The sequence below is a fragment of the Streptomyces sp. M-16 genome (assembly GCF_052114405.1).
Lineage (GTDB): Bacteria > Actinomycetota > Actinomycetes > Streptomycetales > Streptomycetaceae > Streptomyces.
The window spans coordinates 21242-41273 of record NZ_JBFRER010000063.1 but is presented as its reverse complement, the minus strand read 5'-3'; the positions used below and the strand labels follow the sequence as shown (position 1 = coordinate 41273).

At 72.8% G+C, this 20032-nt stretch carries 19 protein-coding genes and 1 pseudogene; 7 read left to right on the top strand and 13 right to left on the bottom strand.

Annotated features, from left to right (window positions below; all coding sequences use genetic code 11):
* The 6 genes and pseudogenes from AB4039_RS25880 to AB4039_RS25855 form a co-directional block, all read right to left on the bottom strand.
* A pseudogene (locus tag AB4039_RS25880) lies at positions 1–1176 on the bottom strand (hypothetical protein); the annotation flags it as partial.
* A 248-nt stretch (positions 1177–1424) separates the two neighbouring features.
* Positions 1425–2654: a precorrin-6y C5,15-methyltransferase (decarboxylating) subunit CbiE gene (gene cbiE / locus AB4039_RS25875; RefSeq protein WP_266838026.1), complete on the bottom strand. Its 1230-nt coding sequence runs from the start codon at positions 2652–2654 to the stop codon at positions 1425–1427.
* Positions 2655–2730: 76 nt separating this feature from the next.
* Positions 2731–3447, bottom strand: a complete 717-nt coding sequence (locus AB4039_RS25870; protein ID WP_266838028.1) for a GNAT family N-acetyltransferase — start codon at positions 3445–3447, stop codon at positions 2731–2733.
* Positions 3448–3650: 203 nt separating this feature from the next.
* Positions 3651–4517, bottom strand: a complete 867-nt coding sequence (locus AB4039_RS25865) for a MetQ/NlpA family ABC transporter substrate-binding protein (protein WP_266838030.1) — start codon at positions 4515–4517, stop codon at positions 3651–3653.
* A gap of 91 nt (positions 4518–4608) precedes the next feature.
* On the bottom strand, positions 4609–5277 hold the full coding sequence (locus AB4039_RS25860; protein WP_442271941.1) for a methionine ABC transporter permease: 669 nt from the start codon (positions 5275–5277) through the stop codon (positions 4609–4611).
* On the bottom strand, positions 5274–6338 hold the full coding sequence (locus AB4039_RS25855; RefSeq protein ID WP_266838034.1) for an ATP-binding cassette domain-containing protein: 1065 nt from the start codon (positions 6336–6338) through the stop codon (positions 5274–5276). The genes AB4039_RS25860 and AB4039_RS25855 overlap by 4 nt, the downstream gene beginning before the upstream one ends.
* Before the next feature lie 599 nt (positions 6339–6937).
* Between AB4039_RS25855 and AB4039_RS25850 the strand changes: the two genes are divergently transcribed.
* Positions 6938–7306: a hypothetical protein gene (locus AB4039_RS25850; protein WP_266838036.1), complete on the top strand. Its 369-nt coding sequence runs from the start codon at positions 6938–6940 to the stop codon at positions 7304–7306.
* Positions 7299–7733: a hypothetical protein gene (locus tag AB4039_RS25845; protein ID WP_266838038.1), complete on the top strand. Its 435-nt coding sequence runs from the start codon at positions 7299–7301 to the stop codon at positions 7731–7733. The genes AB4039_RS25850 and AB4039_RS25845 overlap by 8 nt, the downstream gene beginning before the upstream one ends.
* 126 nt (positions 7734–7859) lie before the next feature.
* Here AB4039_RS25845 and AB4039_RS25840 read toward each other — a convergent pair whose 3' ends face one another.
* From AB4039_RS25840 to AB4039_RS25830, 3 genes are all read right to left on the bottom strand, one after another.
* Entirely contained in the window at positions 7860–8366 is a 507-nt protein-coding gene (locus AB4039_RS25840) for a GNAT family N-acetyltransferase (protein ID WP_266838040.1), read from the bottom strand.
* A 37-nt stretch (positions 8367–8403) separates the two neighbouring features.
* Entirely contained in the window at positions 8404–8964 is a 561-nt protein-coding gene (locus AB4039_RS25835) for a sigma-70 family RNA polymerase sigma factor (RefSeq protein WP_266838042.1), read from the bottom strand.
* Between the two features lie 73 nt (positions 8965–9037).
* Positions 9038–10204: a glycerophosphodiester phosphodiesterase gene (locus tag AB4039_RS25830; RefSeq protein ID WP_442271940.1), complete on the bottom strand. Its 1167-nt coding sequence runs from the start codon at positions 10202–10204 to the stop codon at positions 9038–9040.
* 298 nt (positions 10205–10502) lie between these two features.
* Between AB4039_RS25830 and AB4039_RS25825 the strand changes: the two genes are divergently transcribed.
* Positions 10503–11132, top strand: a complete 630-nt coding sequence (locus tag AB4039_RS25825) for a lysophospholipid acyltransferase family protein (RefSeq protein ID WP_037687788.1) — start codon at positions 10503–10505, stop codon at positions 11130–11132.
* A 5-nt stretch (positions 11133–11137) separates the two neighbouring features.
* Here AB4039_RS25825 and AB4039_RS25820 read toward each other — a convergent pair whose 3' ends face one another.
* The 3 genes from AB4039_RS25820 to AB4039_RS25810 all read right to left on the bottom strand — a co-directional run bounded on the left by AB4039_RS25820 (position 11138) and on the right by AB4039_RS25810 (position 14775).
* Entirely contained in the window at positions 11138–12613 is a 1476-nt protein-coding gene (locus AB4039_RS25820; RefSeq protein ID WP_266838047.1) for a membrane-associated oxidoreductase, read from the bottom strand.
* Positions 12614–12682: 69 nt separating this feature from the next.
* Complete coding sequence (locus AB4039_RS25815) at positions 12683–14227, bottom strand: MFS transporter (protein ID WP_266838049.1); 1545 nt, start codon at positions 14225–14227, stop codon at positions 12683–12685.
* Complete coding sequence (locus tag AB4039_RS25810; RefSeq protein WP_266838051.1) at positions 14224–14775, bottom strand: TetR/AcrR family transcriptional regulator; 552 nt, start codon at positions 14773–14775, stop codon at positions 14224–14226. The genes AB4039_RS25815 and AB4039_RS25810 overlap by 4 nt, the downstream gene beginning before the upstream one ends.
* A gap of 90 nt (positions 14776–14865) precedes the next feature.
* Here AB4039_RS25810 and AB4039_RS25805 point away from each other — a divergent pair, with 90 nt between their 5' ends.
* Both AB4039_RS25805 and AB4039_RS25800 read left to right on the top strand, forming a co-directional pair.
* Positions 14866–15420, top strand: coding sequence for a hypothetical protein (locus AB4039_RS25805; RefSeq protein ID WP_442271939.1), 555 nt, complete (start codon positions 14866–14868; stop codon positions 15418–15420).
* A 212-nt stretch (positions 15421–15632) separates the two neighbouring features.
* Positions 15633–16052 carry a hypothetical protein gene (locus AB4039_RS25800; protein WP_266838055.1) on the top strand — a complete coding sequence of 140 codons (420 nt, stop codon included), beginning with the start codon at positions 15633–15635 and terminating at the stop codon, positions 16050–16052.
* 20 nt (positions 16053–16072) lie between these two features.
* Here AB4039_RS25800 and argH read toward each other — a convergent pair whose 3' ends face one another.
* On the bottom strand, positions 16073–17500 hold the full coding sequence (gene argH / locus AB4039_RS25795; RefSeq protein ID WP_266838057.1) for an argininosuccinate lyase: 1428 nt from the start codon (positions 17498–17500) through the stop codon (positions 16073–16075).
* Between the two features lie 308 nt (positions 17501–17808).
* On the opposite strand from argH, the gene AB4039_RS25790 reads away from it, so the two are divergent.
* Complete coding sequence (locus tag AB4039_RS25790; RefSeq protein WP_266838059.1) at positions 17809–19248, top strand: hypothetical protein; 1440 nt, start codon at positions 17809–17811, stop codon at positions 19246–19248.
* A 69-nt stretch (positions 19249–19317) separates the two neighbouring features.
* Positions 19318–20007, top strand: a complete 690-nt coding sequence (locus tag AB4039_RS25785) for a L,D-transpeptidase family protein (protein ID WP_442271942.1) — start codon at positions 19318–19320, stop codon at positions 20005–20007.
* Positions 20008–20032 lie beyond the last annotated feature (25 nt).

Sequence of the window (20032 nt, the reverse complement as noted above, 5' to 3'; positions counted from 1 at the left end):
CTCGGGGGCCTGCGCGGCGGCGGGCGCGGCGGCGGGCTCGGGGGCCTGCGCGGCGGCTTCGGCGGAGGGCTGGGCCTCCGGCTGCGCCACGGGCTCCGCGTTCGGCTCCACGGGAGCGGGCGCGTCGGGGGCGGCCTCGGCAACGGGGGCGGCGGCCGGAACGGGCTCGGCCGTCCACGGCGTCCCGGGCTGCGCCGGGATCTCGGCGGCTCGCGCCGCCTGCTGCGGGGCGTCCAGGTACTCGGGACCCGCGGCAGGCGCACCGGGCTGCTGCACCGCCACGGCGACCGGCTCCTGCGCCACCGGCGCCCCGGGGGCCTCGGGCACGGCCACAGCCTCGGCCACGGACACGGCGGCCGGCTCGGCCACGGCGACCGGCACTGCGGCGGGCTCCACCGCCGGCTCCACCGCCGGCTCGGCGACGGGCTGCTGCGGCAGGGGCTGCGGCGCCGGCTCGGCGACGGGTTGCGCCGCCACCACGGGGGCCGGCTCGGGAGCGGGCACGGGGGCCGGGGCGGCCACGGGCGCCGGCGCCGGAGCGGCGGCGGGACCCCGGTCCGCGAGGGAACGCACGACTCCCCCGGCCTCGGGCATCGGCGGGCCCATGTGCAGCGGACGGCGTGCGGGGATCACGGGCGACGCCGGCGGCACCTGGGCGGCCTGCGGGGCCACGAGGCCGCCGAGGTCCAGCGAGCCGGTGTCGCGGCCGCCGGTCTCGTGCGCGCCCGCGCTGTACGCGGCGGGGTCCGCGTAGCCGTCGGGGAAGCCCGCGCCCGCGGGGTACGAGGGGTCGGGGAAGCCGGGCTGCGCGGGCTGCTGCGGCACCGGGTAGCCGGCGTCCTGGTAGCCGGGCTCCGGGAAACCGGGGTGGCCCGGCTCGGGGTAACCGGCCGCGGGGGCCTGCGGGTACTCGGTGTAGACGGGCTCGGCCGGGAAGGCCGGCACCGGCGGGACCACCTGGGGGTCGCTCCAGGAGCCCTGGGCGCTCGGCATCAGCAGCAGTTCCTCGTCCTCCGCCTCGGCGGGGTCGTCCACGAGGTCCTGGAAGGCGTAGCCCGCCGGGGGCTGCGGCGGAAGCTGCGGGAGCGGCGCAACCGCAGCGGGGATGCCCTGCTGATCCACCATGCCCCCGTTGTCCGGGTGACCCTCGCCCGGGACCTGGCCGGTGTCAGTCATGCGTACCCCTCGCCCATCGGTGTTGCCTCTTCGATCGCCCGGTCGCCCACAAGACCGCCGGGCGGTGATGTGTGCGGGGTCGCCGTGCGGTGCGACGCCTCGCGTGCGCCCGCACAACAACTCCTGAGCATTGTCGCGCTCGTCGGCCGCCGTGTCGGCCACAAACCGGCGCGGTCCGCTGTGGACTGCGCCACGTCGCGCGTCCTGAGGGCGGCACGACGATCGGCCAGCCTACCCCGGCCTCCGCGCTAGCGGCTCACGGGGCGCTCGGCTGCCAGGAGGAACACCACGGAACGCTCCTGTTCCGCCCAGGTCCGGGTGTCGAGGCCGACGGACTGGAGGAGTGCGCACTCGACGGCGTACCCGTGTTCGCCGAGGGTGCGTCCGATGGCCTCGGCGTCGTCGCGCGTGGAGGCGTGGCTGACGATCCGTTCGGGACGCCGGTCGGCGACGGCCGCGACGACCTCGGCGCCGCCCCCGCCGACGCGGACGACGTCGGGCTCGGGGAGGTTCTCCAGGACGTGCGGGGCGCGGCCGGGCACGACCTGGATCTGGACACCGCGCCGACGGGCGGCGGCCGTTACCCGTTCGCAGGCGCGGGGGTCGGCGTCGACCGCGATGACGGCCGCGCCGAGGGCGGCGGCGTCCACGGCGAGGGCCCCGGAGCCGGCCCCGATGTCCCAGACGAGGTCCCCTGCGCGGGGGCCGAGTCGGGCGAGCTGGGCCGCGCGCAGCTGTGCGGACTCGCCCTCCCCCACGGGCCCCTCCCCCACGGACCAGTCCCCTTCGGGCCGGGGCCGGGCCCAGCCACGGGTGGCCGTGAGGTGGGGGGGCTGGCCGAACAGCCAGCCGGGCTCGGCGGCGGAGACCTGGCCCGCGCCGCCGATGACGATGACCACGTTCGGGTCGCGCCAGCTGTGGTCGGCGGCCTTGTCGGAGGTCAGGACGGTGACGCGCTCGCGGTCGGTGCCCAGTTCCTCGCAGATGACGAAGGTGCGGTGCACCCCGTCGAGCAGCAGGGCGAGTTCGGCGGGTCCGGCTCCGGGCGAGGTGAGGACGGCTACCTTGCTGTGGGCCCGGCAGACGTTGACGGCCCGGCGCAGGGTGCGGGGGTGGGCGACGACCACCTGGGCGTCGTCCCAGGGCATCCCGGCGCGGGCGAAGGCGGCGGCGACGGCGGAGACGGCGGGGACGACCTCCACCTCCAGGCCGTGTTCCGGGGCGCGCAGGGTGCGTACGACGCCGAAGAATCCGGGGTCTCCGTCGGCGAGGACGACGGCGGTGCCGCGGTGGCCGGCGATCCGGCGGGCGGCGAGGTGGAGGCTGCCGAGACGGATGCGTTCCGCGGTGGGCGGGACCTCGGGGAGCGCGAGGTGGTGGGCGGCGCCGGCCACGAGGGTGGCGGCGGCGAGCGCGGACCGGGCGGCCGCGGTCAGGGGTGAACCGTCCCAGCCGATCACCGTGACCCGGTCGGCCATCGTCGTCAGTCTCCTGAGGTGGGGGCGGGCGGGCTTCGTCGGGGGTCGCGCATCGTGAGACTACCTGGTCATCGGGTCAGTTCCAGTCGGCGGCGACGGCGTAGCCGGTGGCGTCGGCGGGCCGGCCGAAGGCGTATCCGGAGTCCCGGGGCGGGTATCCGCGGGTGCCGTCGTAGCCGCTGTAGCCGTCGTGGCCCTCGTACTCCTCGGCCTCGTCGAGGTCCTCGGGGACCAGGCTCCAGACGATGAGGTCGGTGCGGGTCTCGGTCCAGCCGCCGTCGGCCGTCTGGGTCCGCACTATCCACGCGTTGCGCAGGACGCCTTCGCTGATGCAACCGATCTTCTGGGCGACCTGCTGGGAGGCGGTGTTGTCGGCGGCGGTGCGGATTTCGAGGCGCTCGAAGCCCTGGTCGCGGAAGAGCCACTGGGCGACGGCGAGGACGGACTCGCTGGCGTAGCCCTCGCCCCGGGCCCAGGGGGCGGTGACGTAACCGACCTCGGTGGTGCGGGTGCGCCAGTCGGTGTTCTGGAGGTGGACGATGCCCACGAGGCGTTGGGTGAGGAACTCGGTGACGGCGAAGACGATGCCCCGGCCGTCGGTGCGTTCCGCGTGGGACTTCCGGGTGGCCCAGTCGTGGGCGTCGGCGTGGGTGTAGGGGTGCGGTACCGAGGTCCAGGCGGTGACGTGTTCGTCGTTCATCATCTCGGCGAGCGCCGTGACGTCGTCCTCCTCGAAGGCGCGCAGCACCAGCCGGTCCGTGCTGATGGTGACGTCCGGGAAGGTGGTAGTCATGCGCAGCTCCATGCCTGAGACCGTGGTGCGACCGTGGTGCGGGACCGTTCGAGGGGGACCGTCGTGCGGGTCGTAGGCCACAGCATGCAGCATCGGCCGGGTGATGTGCAGGGCCGGGCTGCCCGGATGCGGGCAGACCGCGGCCCCGCGTCCCCCCGAGGGGGCGCGGGGCCGGGAATCCGGCGTCTACCAGGCGGTTTTCGTCAGGAAGCGGCCGGGGCGCCGAAGGCGGGGATGACCGAGCCCTGGTACTTGTCCTGGATGAACTTCTTGACCTCGTCGGAGTTCAGGAGCTTGGCGAGCTTCTGGATGCGCGGGTCGGACTGCTTGCCGTCCTTGACCGCCAGGAAGTTGGCGTACGGGTTGCCGTCGGCCTTCTCCAGGATCAGGGCGTCCTTGGCGGGCGAGAGGTCGGCCTCGATGGCGTAGTTGCCGTTGATGACGGCGGCGTCCACGTCGTTCAGGGCGCGCGGGACCGTGGCGGCCTCCAGCTCCTTGAACTCCAGGCCCTTCTTGTCGGTGATGTCGGAGAGCTTGGCGTTGGTGCCGACGCCGTCCTTGAGGGTGATCAGCTTGTTCGCGGCGAGCAGCTGGAGCGCGCGGCCCTCGTTGGTGGTGTCGTTGGGGACGGCGACGGTCTGGCCGGCCTTGATGTCGGAGAGGGCCTTGACCTTCTTGGAGTAGAGGCCGAGGGGCTCCAGGTGCACGTTCACGACGGGCACGATGTGGGTGTTGTTCTTCTTGTTGAAGTCGTCGAGGTACGGCTTGTGCTGGAAGTAGTTGCCGTCGACCTGGCCCTGCTCGGTGGCGGTGTTGGGCAGGACGTAGTCCGTGAACTCCTTCACCTCCAGCTTGAGGCCTTCCTTGGCGGCGAGGTTGTCCTTGACGAACTTCAGGATGTCGGCGTGCGGGGTCGGGGACGCCGCGATGACGAGGGGCTTGCTCTCGTCGGCCTTGCCGCCGTCGGCCTTGGCCGTGGACGGGTCCGAGGAGCTGCCGCAGGCGGTGAGGCCGAGGGCGAGCGCGGCGGAGGCGGCGGCGAAGGCGGTGAGCTTGACGTTCTTACGCACGAAGAGTGCCTTTCTTGCGGTACGGGTCCGGTGGGGACCCGCTGGTTGTGGCCCAAGCACGACAAGTGCGGGCTTTTCTGTGGGGAAGGGTTCAGGCTGTCCGGCCGCGGCGGGCGAGGATGCGGACCACGCCGTCGCCGATCAGCTGGATCACCGTGACGAGGGCGATCAGCACGACGACGGTGGCGACCATGAAGCCGGTCTCGAAGCGCTGGAAGCCGTACGTGATGGCCTTGGAGCCGAGTCCCTCGCCGCCGACCGCGCCGGCCATGGCCGAGTAGCCGACCAGGGTGATCACGGTGGTGGTGACGGCGGCGACCAGCGAGGGCAGGGACTGCGGGAGCAGGACCTTGCCGACGAGGGTGGGGATGCCGCCGCCCATGGACTCGACGGCCTCGATCAGGCCGTGGTCGACCTCCCGGACGGCCGTCTCGACGAGGCGGGCGAAGAAGGGGATGGCGCCGATGGCGAGCGGGACGATCATCGCGGTGGGGCCGATGAAGGTGCCGATGACGGCGGTCGTGACCGGGATCAGGGCGATCAGCAGGATGATGAAGGGCAGCGAGCGGCCCACGTTCACTATCGCGCCGAGGACCTTGTTGAGCGGCCGGTTCTGCAGGAGGCCGCCCTTGTCGGTGAGGACGAGGAGGATGCCGACGGGCAGTCCGCCCAGGACGGTCACCAGGGTGGACCACAGCACCATGTACAGGGTGTCGTAGGTGCCCTGGGTGAGCAGGGGCTGCATCTCGGACCAGGTCACTTGGCACCATCCTTGACCAGTGCGGCCAGTTCGTCGTCGATCTCGTCGGCCGCGGCGTCGTCGTCGACCACGTCCACCTGGAGGCCCTGCTCGCGCAGGAAGCCGACGGGAACGACGTTGTCCTCGTAGCGGCCGGGCAGTTCGATGCGCATCCGGCCGATCTGGCGGCCGGCGACGGTGTCCATCGCGGCGCCGAGGATCGAGATGTCGATGTTGTACGTGCGCGACAGCTGGGAGATGACCGGCTGGGTGGCGGCCTCTCCGTGGAAGGTGACGTCGACGACGGTGCGGTCGGGGCCGGTGGCGGCGCCGCTGACCGGGAAGAGTTCGGCGGCGAGCTCGGAGCCGGGGGTGGCGAGCAGTTCCGCGACGGTGCCCGATTCGATGATCCGGCCCCGCTTCATCAGCGCGGCGGAGTCGCAGACGGCCTTGACCACGTCCATCTCGTGGGTGATGAGCAGAACGGTCAGGCCGAGCTGGCGGTTGAGGTCGCGCAGCAGCCGCAGGATCGAGCGGGTCGTCTCGGGGTCCAGGGCGCTGGTGGCCTCGTCGGAGAGCAGCACCTTGGGGTCGCCGGCCAGGGCGCGGGCGATGCCGACGCGCTGCTTCTGGCCGCCGGAGAGCTGGGTGGGGTAGGCCTTGGCCTTGTCGGCGAGGCCGACGAGGTCGAGGAGTTCCAGGGCCTTGCGCGAGCGCTCGCGGCCGGAGACGCCGAGGATCTCCAGGGGCAGCTCGATGTTGGCCTGCACGGTGCGCGAGGACAGCAGGTTGAAGTGCTGGAACACCATGCCGATGCGGCTGCGGGCCTCGCGCAGTTCCTTGCCGGCGCGGCGGCCGCGGCCGGCCAGCGCGGTGAGGTCGACGCCGTCGACGGTGACCGTGCCGGTGGTGGGGCGCTCCAGCAGGTTCACGCAGCGGATCAGGGAGGACTTGCCGGCGCCGCTCTGGCCGATGACTCCGTATACCTCGCCCTCGCGGACGTGCAGGTCGACGCCGTCCAGGGCGGTGACCTCACGGCCACGGGACTGGTAGACCTTCGTGAGGCCCGATGTGGTGATCACAGGAATTCCGTCGCTGTCGAGTGCACGGCGTGCGGGTGCCGTGCACGGGGCAAACATCTGGGGACGCGATACGGGTCGAACCGTCGGAAAGGGGATGGCGTCGACGCGTGCGCGGGGCAGGAGCGGTCCGTACGGCCCGTCAGGTGGTGACGGCTGCTGCGGAGCGGCTCGGCCGGTCTCGCTTCGGGGCGCGAGACTGCAGGAAGGGGGCCCTCAGAAGGCGCGCATTCGACACATACAACGAGCACCGGGCGTCATCGTCGCCTCGGTCGCAAGGGTGCGGTTGCTCGTCGTGGTCATGGGCCCCAGTAAAGCAGACATGGCGACTCATCGATCCACAGTGTCCGTATACCGGACGGATTCTGGCCGCATTACGGACACCATCGGTCACGTCCGGCCCTCCGTCCCAAGCGGCACTCCAGTGGCCCCGACCAGTGCGGACACGGCCGGGAGGTCCCCGGCGACCACGTCCGCGCCGGGTCCGCCGGCGGGGTGCGTTGTGGTCAAGACCACGGCCCCCGTCCCGGCCGCCGGCGCCCCGGCCCGTACGGGCGAGGGGCGAGCGCACCGGGTCCTGCGGCCCGTAATACCCTCGCTGCATGCTCGACGCCCTGACGGCCGCCATCGGTGTGGCCGCCCTCGCCCTCGCCGCCTGGTGCGGTCACGCCGTGTGGCGGGACCAGCCGACCAAGGACTGGCATTTCATCGGCATGGCCGTGGTGACCCTCCTGGTCCTGGCCCAGCTGGTGGTCGGCCTGGTGCAGCTGGCCCGGGGCGAGAAGCCCGCACAGGGCACGGTGCTCTTCGTCGCCTATCTGGTGGGCGCCTTCGCGGCGGTCCCGGCCGCCGGGATGCTCTCGCTGAGCGAACGGACCAAATGGGGTTCGGTGACGGTGGCCGCGGGCGCGGTCGTCCTCGCCGTCCTCGAAGTACGGCTCTACGACATCTGGGGAACCGCCGGTGCCTGACGACACGAAGACCGCGACGGCGGAGGGCTCCGGGACCCCCGGGCGCAAGCGGCTGGTCTCCGGTCCGGGACTGCTGCTGGTGTGGCTCTACGGGGTGATGGTGGTCGGCGCGGTCTCGCGCTCGGCCTACCAGATCTCCACCGAGTTCGACCGGGCCCCACTGGCGTACGCGCTGTCCGGGGCCGCGGCCCTGGCCTACGCCTTCATCACGTACTCGCTGGTGCGCGGCGGGGAGAAGGCCCGCAAGGCGGCGCTGGTCTGCTGCGCGGCCGAACTGGCGGGCGTGCTGGCCGTCGGCACCTGGACCCTGGTGCGGCCCGAGTCCTTCCCCGACGCCACCGTGTGGTCGGACTTCGGGATGGGCTACCTGTTCATCCCCGTGATCCTGCCGGTGACCGGGATGATCTGGCTCCGCTCGAAGCGCTGATGCCCTCGGCCCACCCGTCCCGTCCCGTCCCGGCCGGCCGGTGGCGGCCGGGACGGGCCGCCACCGGCGGTGCGGTGACGGCGCGGCCCGGCCGCCGGGCGCCGCGCGGGACGGCCCGGGCGGAACCTACGCGCTGACGGCGAAGTCGGTGGCCTCCGCGGCCTCCTTCTCCAGGATCACCAGGTGCACGCCGTCGGAGGCGGTGCGGTTGCCGACCTGCGCGTAACCGGCCTTGCGGTAGAGGCGCAGGTTCGACTCGCTCTTGACGCCCGTGTGCAGGCGGAAGCGGGTCGCGGCGCCGTGGCCCGCGAGGGCCTCCTCCACCGCGCGCAGCAGCCGCGCGCCCAGTCCGTGGCCCTGCAGGCGCGGGTGCACGCACAGCTTGGCGATGCTCGCGGTGCCGTCCTCGCCGGTGCTGCCGCGCACCGTGCCGACCACCTCGTCGCCCAGCCGGGCCACCAGGACGGTGTCCGAGGCGAGCTCCGCCTTCAGGGAGTCCAGGGACTGGGTGAGCGGCTGGATGAGGTAGTTGCCGTACAGCTCGGCCTCCCGCTGGAACGCCAGATACTGCAGCTTGAAAATCTGCTCGGCGTCTTCGGCGGCCGCCGCCGAAATGGTCACGCTCATGCCCATGTGCGCATGCCTCCCGCTCACCTGGTGGCTCTCCGGTCTACCGCTCCTTTCCCCACGGGCCAGGAGCCGCAACCTCTGCAGCGAGCATTCTGCGCAGACATCCCAGGCAACGGGAACGGACCGGTCCCAAACTTCCTTGTGAGATACCCAACTCTCCTGCGATTTCACGGTAAGTGAGGTCTCTTGGCGAGAGAAGTGCCCCTATGAGCTGGGGACAACGTCCGGGCAATCGGGCGACCGCCGATCGGAGGGCCCGGTTGTCCTCTCCGTGCAGCAGGGCGTCCTCGGGCTCGCCGGCCGCTGCGGCGGGCGTGGGCGCGGCCCCGTAGGGGACCTCGCGCCGGGCCCGCCGGCGGGCGAGCCGCGCCTCGGCGCGCACCGCCCGCCGCAGCCAGCGGGCACGGCCGTTGGGGTCGGGGGCGCACGGGCCGCCTTCCAGCAGCCTGACCCAGACGGCTTGTTCCAGGTCCGCGGCCTCCACCCCGGCGGCCGGGGCCTCCGCGGCCGCCTCGGCGGAGAGCAGCGGGCCCAGTTCCCGGAGCAGTTCGCTCTTCGGCCGGCCGGTCTCGGGCAGGTCCGGTTCCTTCAGCAGGTCCATGCCGGGCGGGACGAGCGGACGGGTCCCGGCGGTTTCCCCGCCGGGAGGGGCACACCCGTACGGGGAAGCGGGGCTAGCGGTTGACGCCGCGGCCGGGCCGGAAGGCCTCCGCCGCGAGGAGGCCGGTGTCGGGGTTGTCGGTGAAGATGCCGTCGACACCCAGTTCGAAGTACCGCTTGAAGGCGCCGAAGGCGTCCCCGTAGGCGGCCGGATCGGTGCCCTTGCGGAACTCGGCGGGCAGGAAGCTGTTCTCGTTGCGCGCGGTGTACGGGTGCAGCACCAGGCCCCGCGCGTGCGCGTCCTTGACCAGGCTGGTCGGCTCGCCGAGCCGGCCGTCGGCGGTGCGCGGCACGATCAGGTCCAGGGTCGGGCCGATGCCCTGGGCGAAGCCGGCGATCCACCGCAGTCCCTCGGGCTTGACCAGGTCCGCGACGGTACGGGGGTCCTTGGCCACCTCGAAGTCCCAGGGCCGGGTGTTCGCCGCGCCGAGCAGCGCCACGCGCGGCGCGGACACCAGGCGGGAGAGCCGCTGGAGGCTGGAGGGTTCGAAGGACTGGAGGAAGACGGCGGCGTCCCGGCCGTCGCGTCCGTAGCGGCGCAGCAGCTTCGCGAGGGGCTCCTCCAGCCCGAGGCCCAGGCCGCGGAAGTAGGTGGGGTGCTTGGTCTCGACGTGGAGCCACACCCGCTTGTCGCGCTGGCGGCTCTCGCGGTTGGCCCAGCGCAGCACCTCTTCGAAGGTGGGGACGGCCCAGCGGCCGTCGTAGAGGGTGTTGCGCTGGCGGACGGCGGGGATGCGCTCCTTGGCGCGCAGGGTCTTCAGCTCGGCGAGGGTGAAGTCCTCGGTGAACCAGCCGGTGACGGAGACCCCGTCGACGTTCTTGGTGGTGCGCCGGGCGGCGAACTCGGGGTGGTCGCCGACGTCGGTGGTGCCGCCGATCTCGTTCTCGTGACGGCACACCAGGTGGCCGTCCTTGGTGGGGACGAGGTCCTGTTCGATGACGTCGGCCCCCAGGTCGAGGGCGAGCTGGTAGGAGCCGAGGGTGTGCTCGGGCCGGTATCCGCTGGAGCCCCGGTGGCCGATGACCGTCGGGACGGGGAGGTCCCGGTAGCCGCCCTCGTCGTGCCCGCCGTCGGTGGTGGCGGCGGAGGCGGTGCCCGCCGCCAGTCCGGTGATTCCGGTTCCGGCGGCCAGGACCGCCGCTCCCAGGACCGTGCGCCGTGCTGCCCCACCCTGCGTCATGAGCTCTCCTCATCGTGAAACGGGCCCGCGGCCCCGGGATCTCCGGGTCGTGCGGCCCGAAATCGGCCTGCCGATCGTAGGCAAGGGGGGATGGCGGGAGGGTGGGCGTGGCGGGAACACGACGGAAACGTGCGTCAACACGATGTATCCACCACGTGAACCCGATGTGCGATCAGCCGTGAGCCGCGAGTATCGTCCTCACCTGCACTACCGCCGTGTGGTGCGAAAGCCGCTTTTCGATGCCGGAGGGCTCACGTTGTTCCGTACCGCGCTCATCAAAGCCACTGTCGGACCGGTCATGCGCCTGATCATCCGCACCAGGGTGGAGGGCATCGAGAACATTCCGGGCACCGGCCCGGTGATCCTGGCGGGCAATCACCTCACCTTCATCGACTCGATGATCCTGCCGCTGGTGTGCGACCGCACGGTCCACTTCATCGGCAAGGACGAGTACGTGACGGGCAAGGGCCTCAAGGGCCGCCTGATGGCCTGGTTCTTCACCGGCGCCGGCATGATCCCCGTGGACCGCGACGGTGCGAACGGCGGAGTCGCCGCGCTGATGACGGGCCGCAGGATCCTGGAGGAGGGCAAGATCTTCGGCATCTACCCCGAGGGCACCCGCTCCCCCGACGGCCGCCTGTACCGGGGCCGCACCGGCATCGCCCGCCTCACCCTGATGACGGGCGCCCCCGTGGTCCCCTTCGCGATGATCGGCACCGACAAGCTCCAGCCGGGCGGCGCGGGCATGCCGCGACCGGGCCGGGTCACCGTCCGCTTCGGCGAGCCGATGGAGTTCTCCCGCTACGAGGGCATGGACCGCGACCGCTACGTCCTGCGCGCCGTCACCGACTCGGTGATGGCGGAGGTCATGCGCCTGTCGGGTCAGGAGTACGTGGACATGTACGCCACCAAGGCGAAGGCCGCGTAACGGCCCTACTGCCGCTGGAGTGACCGGCTGACGCCCGCCGCCGTGGTGGTGGCGAGGACCCAGCCGGTCACGATCAGCAGGTACGACAGCCACTGGTACCAGCCGGCCGGCGCATAGGCGGACTCCTGGCCGAAGCCGATGATCGGCAGCATCAGGTCGATCGTGTAGAACACGGCGTTGAAGTCCGGCGCCTCCCCCGCCTTCAGCGGCCGGGGCGCGTGCAGGGCGTAGGCGATCGAGCCCACGAGCAGCAGCGCCAGCAGCCAGCCCGCCGCGCGCAGCGGCCGGAAGCCGTAGCCGACGGTGACGTCCTGGAGCTGTCCCCACAGCCGCCCGTGCCGGGGCAGGGTGCGGCGGTGGCGCCGCAGCTTGGCGAGCTGGACGGTCCGGGCGGCCGCCTCGTCCCCCGCCGTGCGGTAGGCCGCGGCGAGCTGTTCGTAGGCGTACGGGAGGTAGCCCGACTCCTCCCGCTCCAGCGCGGGCAGCCGCTCCTCGGCGGGCAGGTGGGGGGCGAGGGTGCGGTAGCTGAGCCCGTCGATGCGGATCTTCTCCGGCCAGGTGGCGCTCGGCACGTGCAGCATGTCGAACTGGGAGCGGCGCAGGTTGACCAGCCCCTCGACGGGCGGGCAGTTGCGCAGCCACATCTCGCCGACCACGCAGCTGGAGGCGCGCAGGGCGACGCCGTCGGGGTTGACGAAGGTGGCGTACGCGAAGTTGAGCTGGCCCGGTATACGGGAGCCGGTGAGGTTGACCATCCCGCGGGCCTCCATCCGCTGGGCCCGCAGGTCCGTCCCGACGGTCAGCGTCTCGGCGTGCAGCGCGATCCCGCCGGGGGCGAGCAGGCGGGCCCGGTCCAGGCTGACCTGGCCCCCGACGGTGGCGCCGTTGAGGCGCAGCTGGCCGTGGACGGTCAGGTCGTTCGCGATGATGTCGGTGCCGACCTCGACGTGGTTGAGCTGGAGCGGGGGTTCGTCCGCCTCGTCGCCCGCCGTGGGCCCGACCACCGCTCCCTGGAGGAAGAGGCCGCCGGCCAGTTTGGCGCCCTGGAGGCGTACGGGGCCGCTGATCCGGCAGCAGGAGAGCCGCAGGACCACGTCGACGCGGACCGTGGCGGCGGTGAGGCCCGGGAGGGTGGAGTAACCGAGGACCAGCGCCTTCAGCTGGGCCCCGTACAGCAGGGGTTTGCGTTCGAACCAGCAGTCGCGCAGCCGGATGGCGTGGTCGACGACCGCGTACCGGAGGTCGAGCTTGCCGACGATCCGCGCACCCTTGATCTTCAGTCCGGCGACCCGGCCCTCCTCGGCGGGGCCCGCGCCCAGCAGCAGGGCCCGCAGCACCTCGGCCCGGACGGTGCGCTCCGGGCCCCATCCGGCCCCGTCCACGGAGCTGTCCTCGGGGTGTTCCCGGAAGTCGACGCCGTCGCCGCGCGGGAAGGCTTCCCACACGCGGCGTTCGGCCGGGGTCAGATCGGTGATCTCCATCGCCGGGATGGTGTCCCGGCCGTCGATGACATGTCAACCACGGCCGGAAATCGATCCCCTGGCGGAACGTCAGTGCTCGACGCCGTCCTGCAGCTCCTGGCCCTTGAGCAGGAACCAGGCCGCCGCGGCGGTGGCGAGCAGGACGGCCGCGCCGACGCCGGAGGCGAGCCGCAGCCCGTCCACGAAGGCGTCCTGGGCGGCGCCGACCATCTGCGCGCCCGCCTGCGGATCGAGGGCCTTGCCGGCCTCCACGGCCCCGCCGAGGGATTCGTGCGCCGCGTCGGCCAGCGGGGCGGGCACGGAGGCGGGGGCGGTGAAGGACTGGTAGACGCCGGTCACCACGGAGCCGAGCAGGGCGATGCCGAGGGCGGCGCCGAGTTCGTACGCGGTCTCGGAGACGGCCGAGGCCGAACCGGCCTGCTCCTTGGGGACGCTGGAGAGGATCACGTCGGCGGTGACGGTGAAGGAGAATCCCGCGCCGAGGCCGACGACGAGCAGGGCCACGCCGAGCAGCGGGTAGCCGGTCTCCTTGTGGATCACCGTGAGGGCGCCCAGGGCCAGGCCGATCACGGCGAGGCCGCCGGTGACGATGACGCGCACCGAGTACCGGCGGGCGTAGCGGCCCGCGACCAGGCCCGTGGCCACCGCGCCGATGGCGGCGGGCAGCTCGGCCAGTCCGGCCTCCAGGGGGTCGCGGCCCTGCACGAGCTGGAGGAACTGGGAGAGGAAGAAGACCAGTCCGGAGAGCCCGAACACGGTGAGCAGGTCGGCGAGGACCGCGCCGGAGAAGCCGCGGTGCCTAAAGAGCCGCATGTCGAGCAGCGGCGACGGCAGGCTGAACTGGCGCCGCACGAAGGCGTACAGGCAGGCTCCGCCGATGACGGCGGCGGCCCAGACGCCCCAGGTCAGGCCGTGGGTGGCGACGTCCTTGACGGCGTAGACCACGCCGATGACTCCGATGAGGGACAGGGCGACGCTGACCAGGTCCCAGGGGCCGGCGACCGGGTTCTTGGACTCGGGCAGCAGCTTGATGCCCACGAGGACCAGGGCGATCATCACGGGGAGGTTGATGAGGAACACCGAGCCCCACCAGAAGTGCTGGAGCAGGGCTCCGCCGACGACCGGTCCGACGGCCGCGCCGGCCGAGGCGGTGGCGCCCCAGATGCCGATGGCGAGGCTGCGCTCGCGGGGGTCCTGGAAGATGTTCCGGATCAGCGCGAGGGTGGACGGCATCAGGGTCGCGCCGGCCACGCCGAGCAGGGCGCGGGCAGCGATCATCATCTCGGGGCTGCTCGCGTACGCGTTGAGCACGGAGACGGCCCCGAAGGCCGTGGCGCCGACGAGCAGCAGCTTCTTGCGGCCCATGCGGTCGCCGAGGGAGCCCATGGAGACGAGCAGGCCGGCGATGACGAAGGAGTAGATGTCGCCGATCCACAGCAGCTGGGTGCCGGACGGCTTGAGGTCCTCGCTGAGGGAGGGGGTGGCGAGACCGAGTACGGTGGCGTCCACCGCGACCAGCAGCACGGCCAGGACGAGCACGCAGAGGGCGAGCCACCGCCCGCGGCTCTGCCCCTCCACCTCCGTCTGCCGGTTCAGCTGTTCGGTACGGCTCATTGCTCCACGCTCCGTCGCGCGCCACCGAGCAGCAGCTCGGTGATCATGTACTGGAAGTCCTTGGCGGCGACCCGGCCGTCCATCACGGCCCAGGCGCAGGTGCCGATGAGGCCGTAGAGGGCCTCGGTGAGCCAGGCGGGGCTCAGGTCGATCCGGATGTCGCCCTCCTGTTGGCCGCGCCGGAAGAGCGCGCCGACCCGGGCGTCGAGGCGGGCCCAGCCCTCGTTGACCTGGTCGCCCTCGAAGAGCTGGTTCTCGGTGACGAGGAACGCCAGCAGTTCGGCGTTCGGCTCCGCCTGGGCGACGAGCCGCCTGAGCGCCTCCACCGCCGTGCCCTCGTCGAGGCGGGCGTTGTCGAAGGCCACCTCGAACTCGCGGATGCCGAGTTCCTCCAGGGCCCGTACGAGGGCGTCCCGTCCGGCGAAGTGCCGGTGCAGGGTCGCGCGGCCGATCCCGGCGGTGCGGGCGACCTCGTCCATCGTGGCGGTCGACTTGCGGGAAAGCAGGGCGGCCGCGTCGCGGAGCACCTGGTCACGATCCATGGGCATGAGACAAGCATACCCCGAATGAGACGTCAATGTCTCACTCGATCGGAAAATGGGCTGCCCGCCGGGCAGCCTCAGAGGAAACCTGAGGACATGAAGCCCCTGCTGCTGATCGACGTCGACGGACCCCTGAACCCCTACGCCGCCAAGGCCCAGCGCCGCCCGGAGGGGTACGCCACCCACCGGATGCGGCCGACGGGCTGGCGGGAGGCGGAGAGCGCGAAGCCACTGCGCGTCTGGCTGAATCCCGCCCACGGGGCGCAGCTACTCGGGCTCGCGGACCGCTACGAGCTCATCTGGGCCACTACCTGGAAGGACGAGGCGAACGACTGGATAGGCCCGCACCTGGGGCTGCCCCGGCTGCCCTTCGTCGACTGGCCGGTGATGCACGGCCGGGCGCCGCGCGGGACCTTCTGGAAGACCCAGTACGTCCTGGAGTACGCGGGCGCACGCCCCTTCGCCTGGATCGACGACGACATCACGGCCCTGGACCACGAGTACGTCGACCAGCGCCACCCGGCACGGGCCCTGCTGCTCCGCATCGACGCGCGGATCGGCCTGGTCGGGAGCGACTTCGAGCTGCTGGCGGACTGGGCCCCGCCCGCACCCGGCGGCGGCCGACGGCGATCCGGACACCCCTACCCGTGACCGGGCGCGACCATGCGGGGCCGTCAACGGCCACCGGGCACGACAAGCCCGTCGAGCGAGCGTACGCACACGGGGCACGCTTGATCATTTGGAGTGACTGTCGCCGTGAGGCCTTCTGCCGCCGGCCGGAGAGGGAGGAGAGTCCTCCCCCGGTGAGCCCTTGCCCGGGGTGGGCCACCCGCACCGATCATTTCTTCGGCAGGGAGAGAACCATGAACGGATCCAGGAAGCTGGCCCTCGGGGCAGCGGTGATGGCCCTCACCATCGGCGGCGCGGTCGCCGTGTCGTCGGCGTCTGCCGAACCTCGCCGGGCCGCGCAGGCGGCGGCGGTGACCACCGCCTGGGCCAGGGTCGCCGCGAACGGTCAGGTCCTGGGCGGGCAGGGCATCACGGGGATCAACAAGTTCGGCATCGGCCGCTACAACATCACCACGTCCGGCAGCCTCAACGGGTGCGCCCTGCTGGGCACCATCAACACCAACGGGGGGAACGACCCCGGGCCGGGCAGCTCGTCCATCCTGGTCGGCCAGGTGAACGGGAACACCCTCTTCATCCGCACGGCCACGCCGTCCGCGGGCGGCACCGCGGCCGTCGACAGCGACCGGCCGTTCTCGGTCAACGTCGTCTGCTGATCCCCGCGGGCACGGCCGGACTACTGCTTGTGGATCGCCCAGGCGTGCTGGATGACCAGGTCGGCCTTGAGCTCCGTGAGCTGGACCGCGACCGCCGACGGGGCGGTGCCGCCGCGGCCGTTGCGGGAGGCCAGGGCTCCCTTGACGTTGAGGACGGTGCGGACCTCGGGGGTCAGGTGCTCCGAGATCTTCACGAACTGGTCGTCGGTGAGCTCGTCGAGTTCGATGCCCTCGGCCTCGCAGACCTTGACGCACTCGCCGGCCACCTCGTGCGCCACCCGGAAGGGCACGCCCTGCTTGACCAGCCACTCCGCGATGTCGGTGGCGAGGGAGAAGCCCGCGGGCGCCAGCTCCTCCATCCGCTCCCGGTTGACGGTGAGCGTCGCCATCATCCCGGTGAAGGCCGGCAGCAGCACCTCAAGGGTGTCGCAGGAGTCGAAGACGGGCTCCTTGTCCTCCTGGAGGTCCCGGTTGTAGGCGAGCGGCAGGGCCTTGAGCGTGGCGAGCAGGCCGGTCAGGTTGCCGATGAGGCGGCCCGACTTGCCGCGCGCCAGCTCCGCGATGTCCGGGTTCTTCTTCTGCGGCATGATCGACGAGCCCGTGGAGAAGGCGTCGTGGAGGGTGACGAAGGAGAACTCCTTCGTGTTCCAGAGGATGATCTCCTCCGCGATCCGGGACAGGTTGATGCCGATCATCGCGGTGATGAAGGCGAACTCGGCGACGAAGTCGCGGGAGGCCGTGCCGTCGATCGAGTTGCCGACCGAACCCCGCTCGAAGCCCAGGTCCGCGGCCACCTGCTCCGGGTCCAGACCGAGGGAGGAGCCGGCCAGGGCGCCCGAACCGTACGGGGAGACCGCGGTCCGGGTGTCCCACTGCCGCAGCCGCTCGGCGTCCCGGGACAGGGACTGCACGTGCGCCAGTACGTGGTGGGCGAACAGCACCGGCTGGGCGTGCTGGAGGTGGGTCCGGCCCGGCATCGCCACGTCCGCGTGCGCCTCGGCCAGGCCGACCAGGGCGTCCTGGAGGTCGGCGATCAGGCCGCCGATGGTCCGCGCGTGGTCGCGCAGGTACATCCGGAAGAGGGTGGCCACCTGGTCGTTGCGCGAGCGGCCGGCCCGCAGCTTGCCGCCGAGTTCGGCGCCGAGCCGCTCCAGCAGGCCCCGCTCCAGGGCCGTGTGGACGTCCTCGTCGGCGATGGTGCCGACGAAGGAGCCGTCGGCCACGTCGGCCTCCAGCCGGTCCAGGCCGTCGATCATGCGGTCGAGTTCCTCGGCCGTGAGCAGACCCGCCTTGGCGAGCACACGGGCGTGGGCCCGCGAGCCGGCGATGTCGTAGGGCGCCAGGCGCCAGTCGAAGTGGACCGACGCGGACAGCTTCGCGAGGGCCTCGGAGGGCCCGTCGGCGAACCGGCCGCCCCAGAGCCGGACGTCACCGTTGTTGCTGCTCACTTCTGCTCCTCATGAGGGTGGTGGTACGAGGGCCTCCCCGCCGCGGAGGTCGCGGGGAGGCCGTCCCGGCGGCGCGTGGCGCCGCCTGTGTGAACGACCGGGCTCAGGCCGGGTCGCGCCGGGCGGCGATCTTCGGCACGATGCGGTCACTGATTGGCATAACTATGCATTACTCCGTATGTTTCGTCAATCGCAAGCCCGGCCGCCCGGCACCGAAGGACGTCCGAGCTGCGGAAATATTCGAAGGCGGCTCATCCGGCCGAGGCCTACGATCAGGGCCGACACCGCGAGGGGGAGGGGGTCCGCTCATGAGTACGGGAACGGTCACCGGGACGGAGACGGGTACGGGGGCGCGCCGCGAGCCGTCCCCCGGGCGGGCCGCCGCCGACGCCCTGGTCAACGGGAAGGACACCGGGGGAACGGCGGAGCTCGCCTTCGCCCGGCCCGAGGACTGGACGGACTTCGACCGGACGGTGCGCCTCCGCCACCGCCACGCCTACGGCCCGCTCCACGGCGCCCGGCCCGAGGTCCGCCTCTGCCACCCCGACGGCCGGGTCCGGCAGGCCGCCCTGGGGGCGCCCGACGCTCCGCTGCCGCTGATCGCCGTCCGGGCCGCCGACTGGGTCCCGGCCGTACGGGCACGGGCCCGGAAGAGGCTGGAGGGGGCCCTGGCGGCCGATCCCCCGGGCACGCTGCGCGCGCTGACCCCCCTCGTACTGCGGCTGGGCCGGCGCGAGCAGGGCGCGTGGGCGCTGGAGCGCTTCGAGGCCGCGCTGCGCGCGGAGCCGCGCGTACTGGCCGGCCTGTGCGCCGGCGCGGACCGGCCGACCCGCCGGTTCGCCGCCCGGCTGAGCCTCGGCCGCGCGGAGCACGGCCCACGGGACACGGCGCGGCGGGCCTCAGCCGAGACGGACCCCGCGACCGCACGGCTCTGGACGGACGCCGCGCTCGCGGCCATGGCGGCCGAGGGCCCCGACGACGAGGCGGTGGACTCCCTGCTCGGCGCCCGCATCCCGGTGGTGCGGGCGGCCGGGGTCACCTGCCTGCGCCGAGCAGGCCGGTCCGCGGAGGCCGACCGGTACCTCGCCGACCGCTCGGGCCTGGTCCGGGCCTGCGCGCGCTGGCTCGTCCGCCAGGACGGGGGCGACCCGTACGCCCGCTGCCGCGCGCTGCTCGCCGACCCGGAGCACGTCGGCCGGTACGCGGTGGCCGGCTTCGCCGAGTGCGCCGGGCGGGGGGACGTACCGCTGTTGCGGTCCCTGGTGGACCACCCGCTGGACGAGGTACGGGCCGAGGCCCTCGCGGGGCTGCGCCTGCTCGACAGCACCGACCTGCCCCTGCTGCGCGCGCTGCTGGAGGACCCGTCACCGGCCGTGGCCCGCCAGGCCTCCCTGAGCCTGTGCGCCTCGGCCGGGCTGCTGCCCGTCGGCCCGCTCCTGGAGCTGATCGCACCGGGCCGGCCCGTGCACACCCGCCGGGCCGCGTACCGGGTGCTGCACGCGCGGGGCGGGGTCGCCGGACTGCGGGCCTCCGTGGAGCTGCTGACGGACCGTGACCCGGCGCTGTGCCGGGTGGCCGCGCAGCGGATCCAGAACGTGCTGATGTCCCCGGGCGGCCGGGCCGGGCTGCCCCTGCGCGACCCGGAGGTCGAAGCGCTGCTGGACCGGTGTTCGGACCTGTTCAGCGGCTACGTCCTGAACCGGATCCGCGCGATGCTCGCGCTGACCCGCCGGGCCGACGTCCGCTGATCCGATCACGGGAACACGCCGCAACGGGTCCCGACGGCCCGCCCGCCGACCCGTACCGTCGGACACGTGCTGCGTACCGCTCTGCTCACCGGCTCGCTGGTCCTCGCCGGCCTGCTCCCGTACGGCCCGCCCTCCCCGCTGCCCGACCGCCTCGCCGACACCGGCGGCGGCAGCCAGCTGATCACCGCCGTCGCGCCCGCGCCCGGGTCCACGACGGGGCGGCTGACCTGGTGGGACCGGCGCGCCGGGCGCTGGTACGAGGCGGGCGGCGCGCCCGCCCGGTTCGGCGCCAACGGCCTGACGGAGGGCGCGAGCCGGACCCAGGGCACCGACACCACGCCGACGGGCCTGTTCGAGCTGCCGTACGCCTTCGGCACCGCCCGTGCGCCGGCCGGCACGGCCTACCGGTACCGCAGGGTGACGGAACGTTCCTGGTGGTGCCAGGACAACGCCTCGGGCAGCTACAACCGCTGGACCGAGCCGCTGCCCGCCGACTGCGCGCCCGGCGAGGCGGAGCACCTGATCGCTTACCGGACGCAGTACGCGCACGCGCTGGTCATCGCCTTCAACTACGACCGGCCCGTGCGCGGCCGGGGCGCGGGCATCTTCCTGCACGTGAACGGCAAGGGTGCCACCGCCGGCTGCGTCTCCGTACCGGAGCGGGCGATGCGCGAGATCCTCCGCTGGGCGAACCCCCGCCGCCGCCCCCACATCGCGATCGGCACGGACTCCGGCCCGCTGGCGGTGACCCGGTACTAGGCGCTGTCGTCCGCCGGGCGGTCCG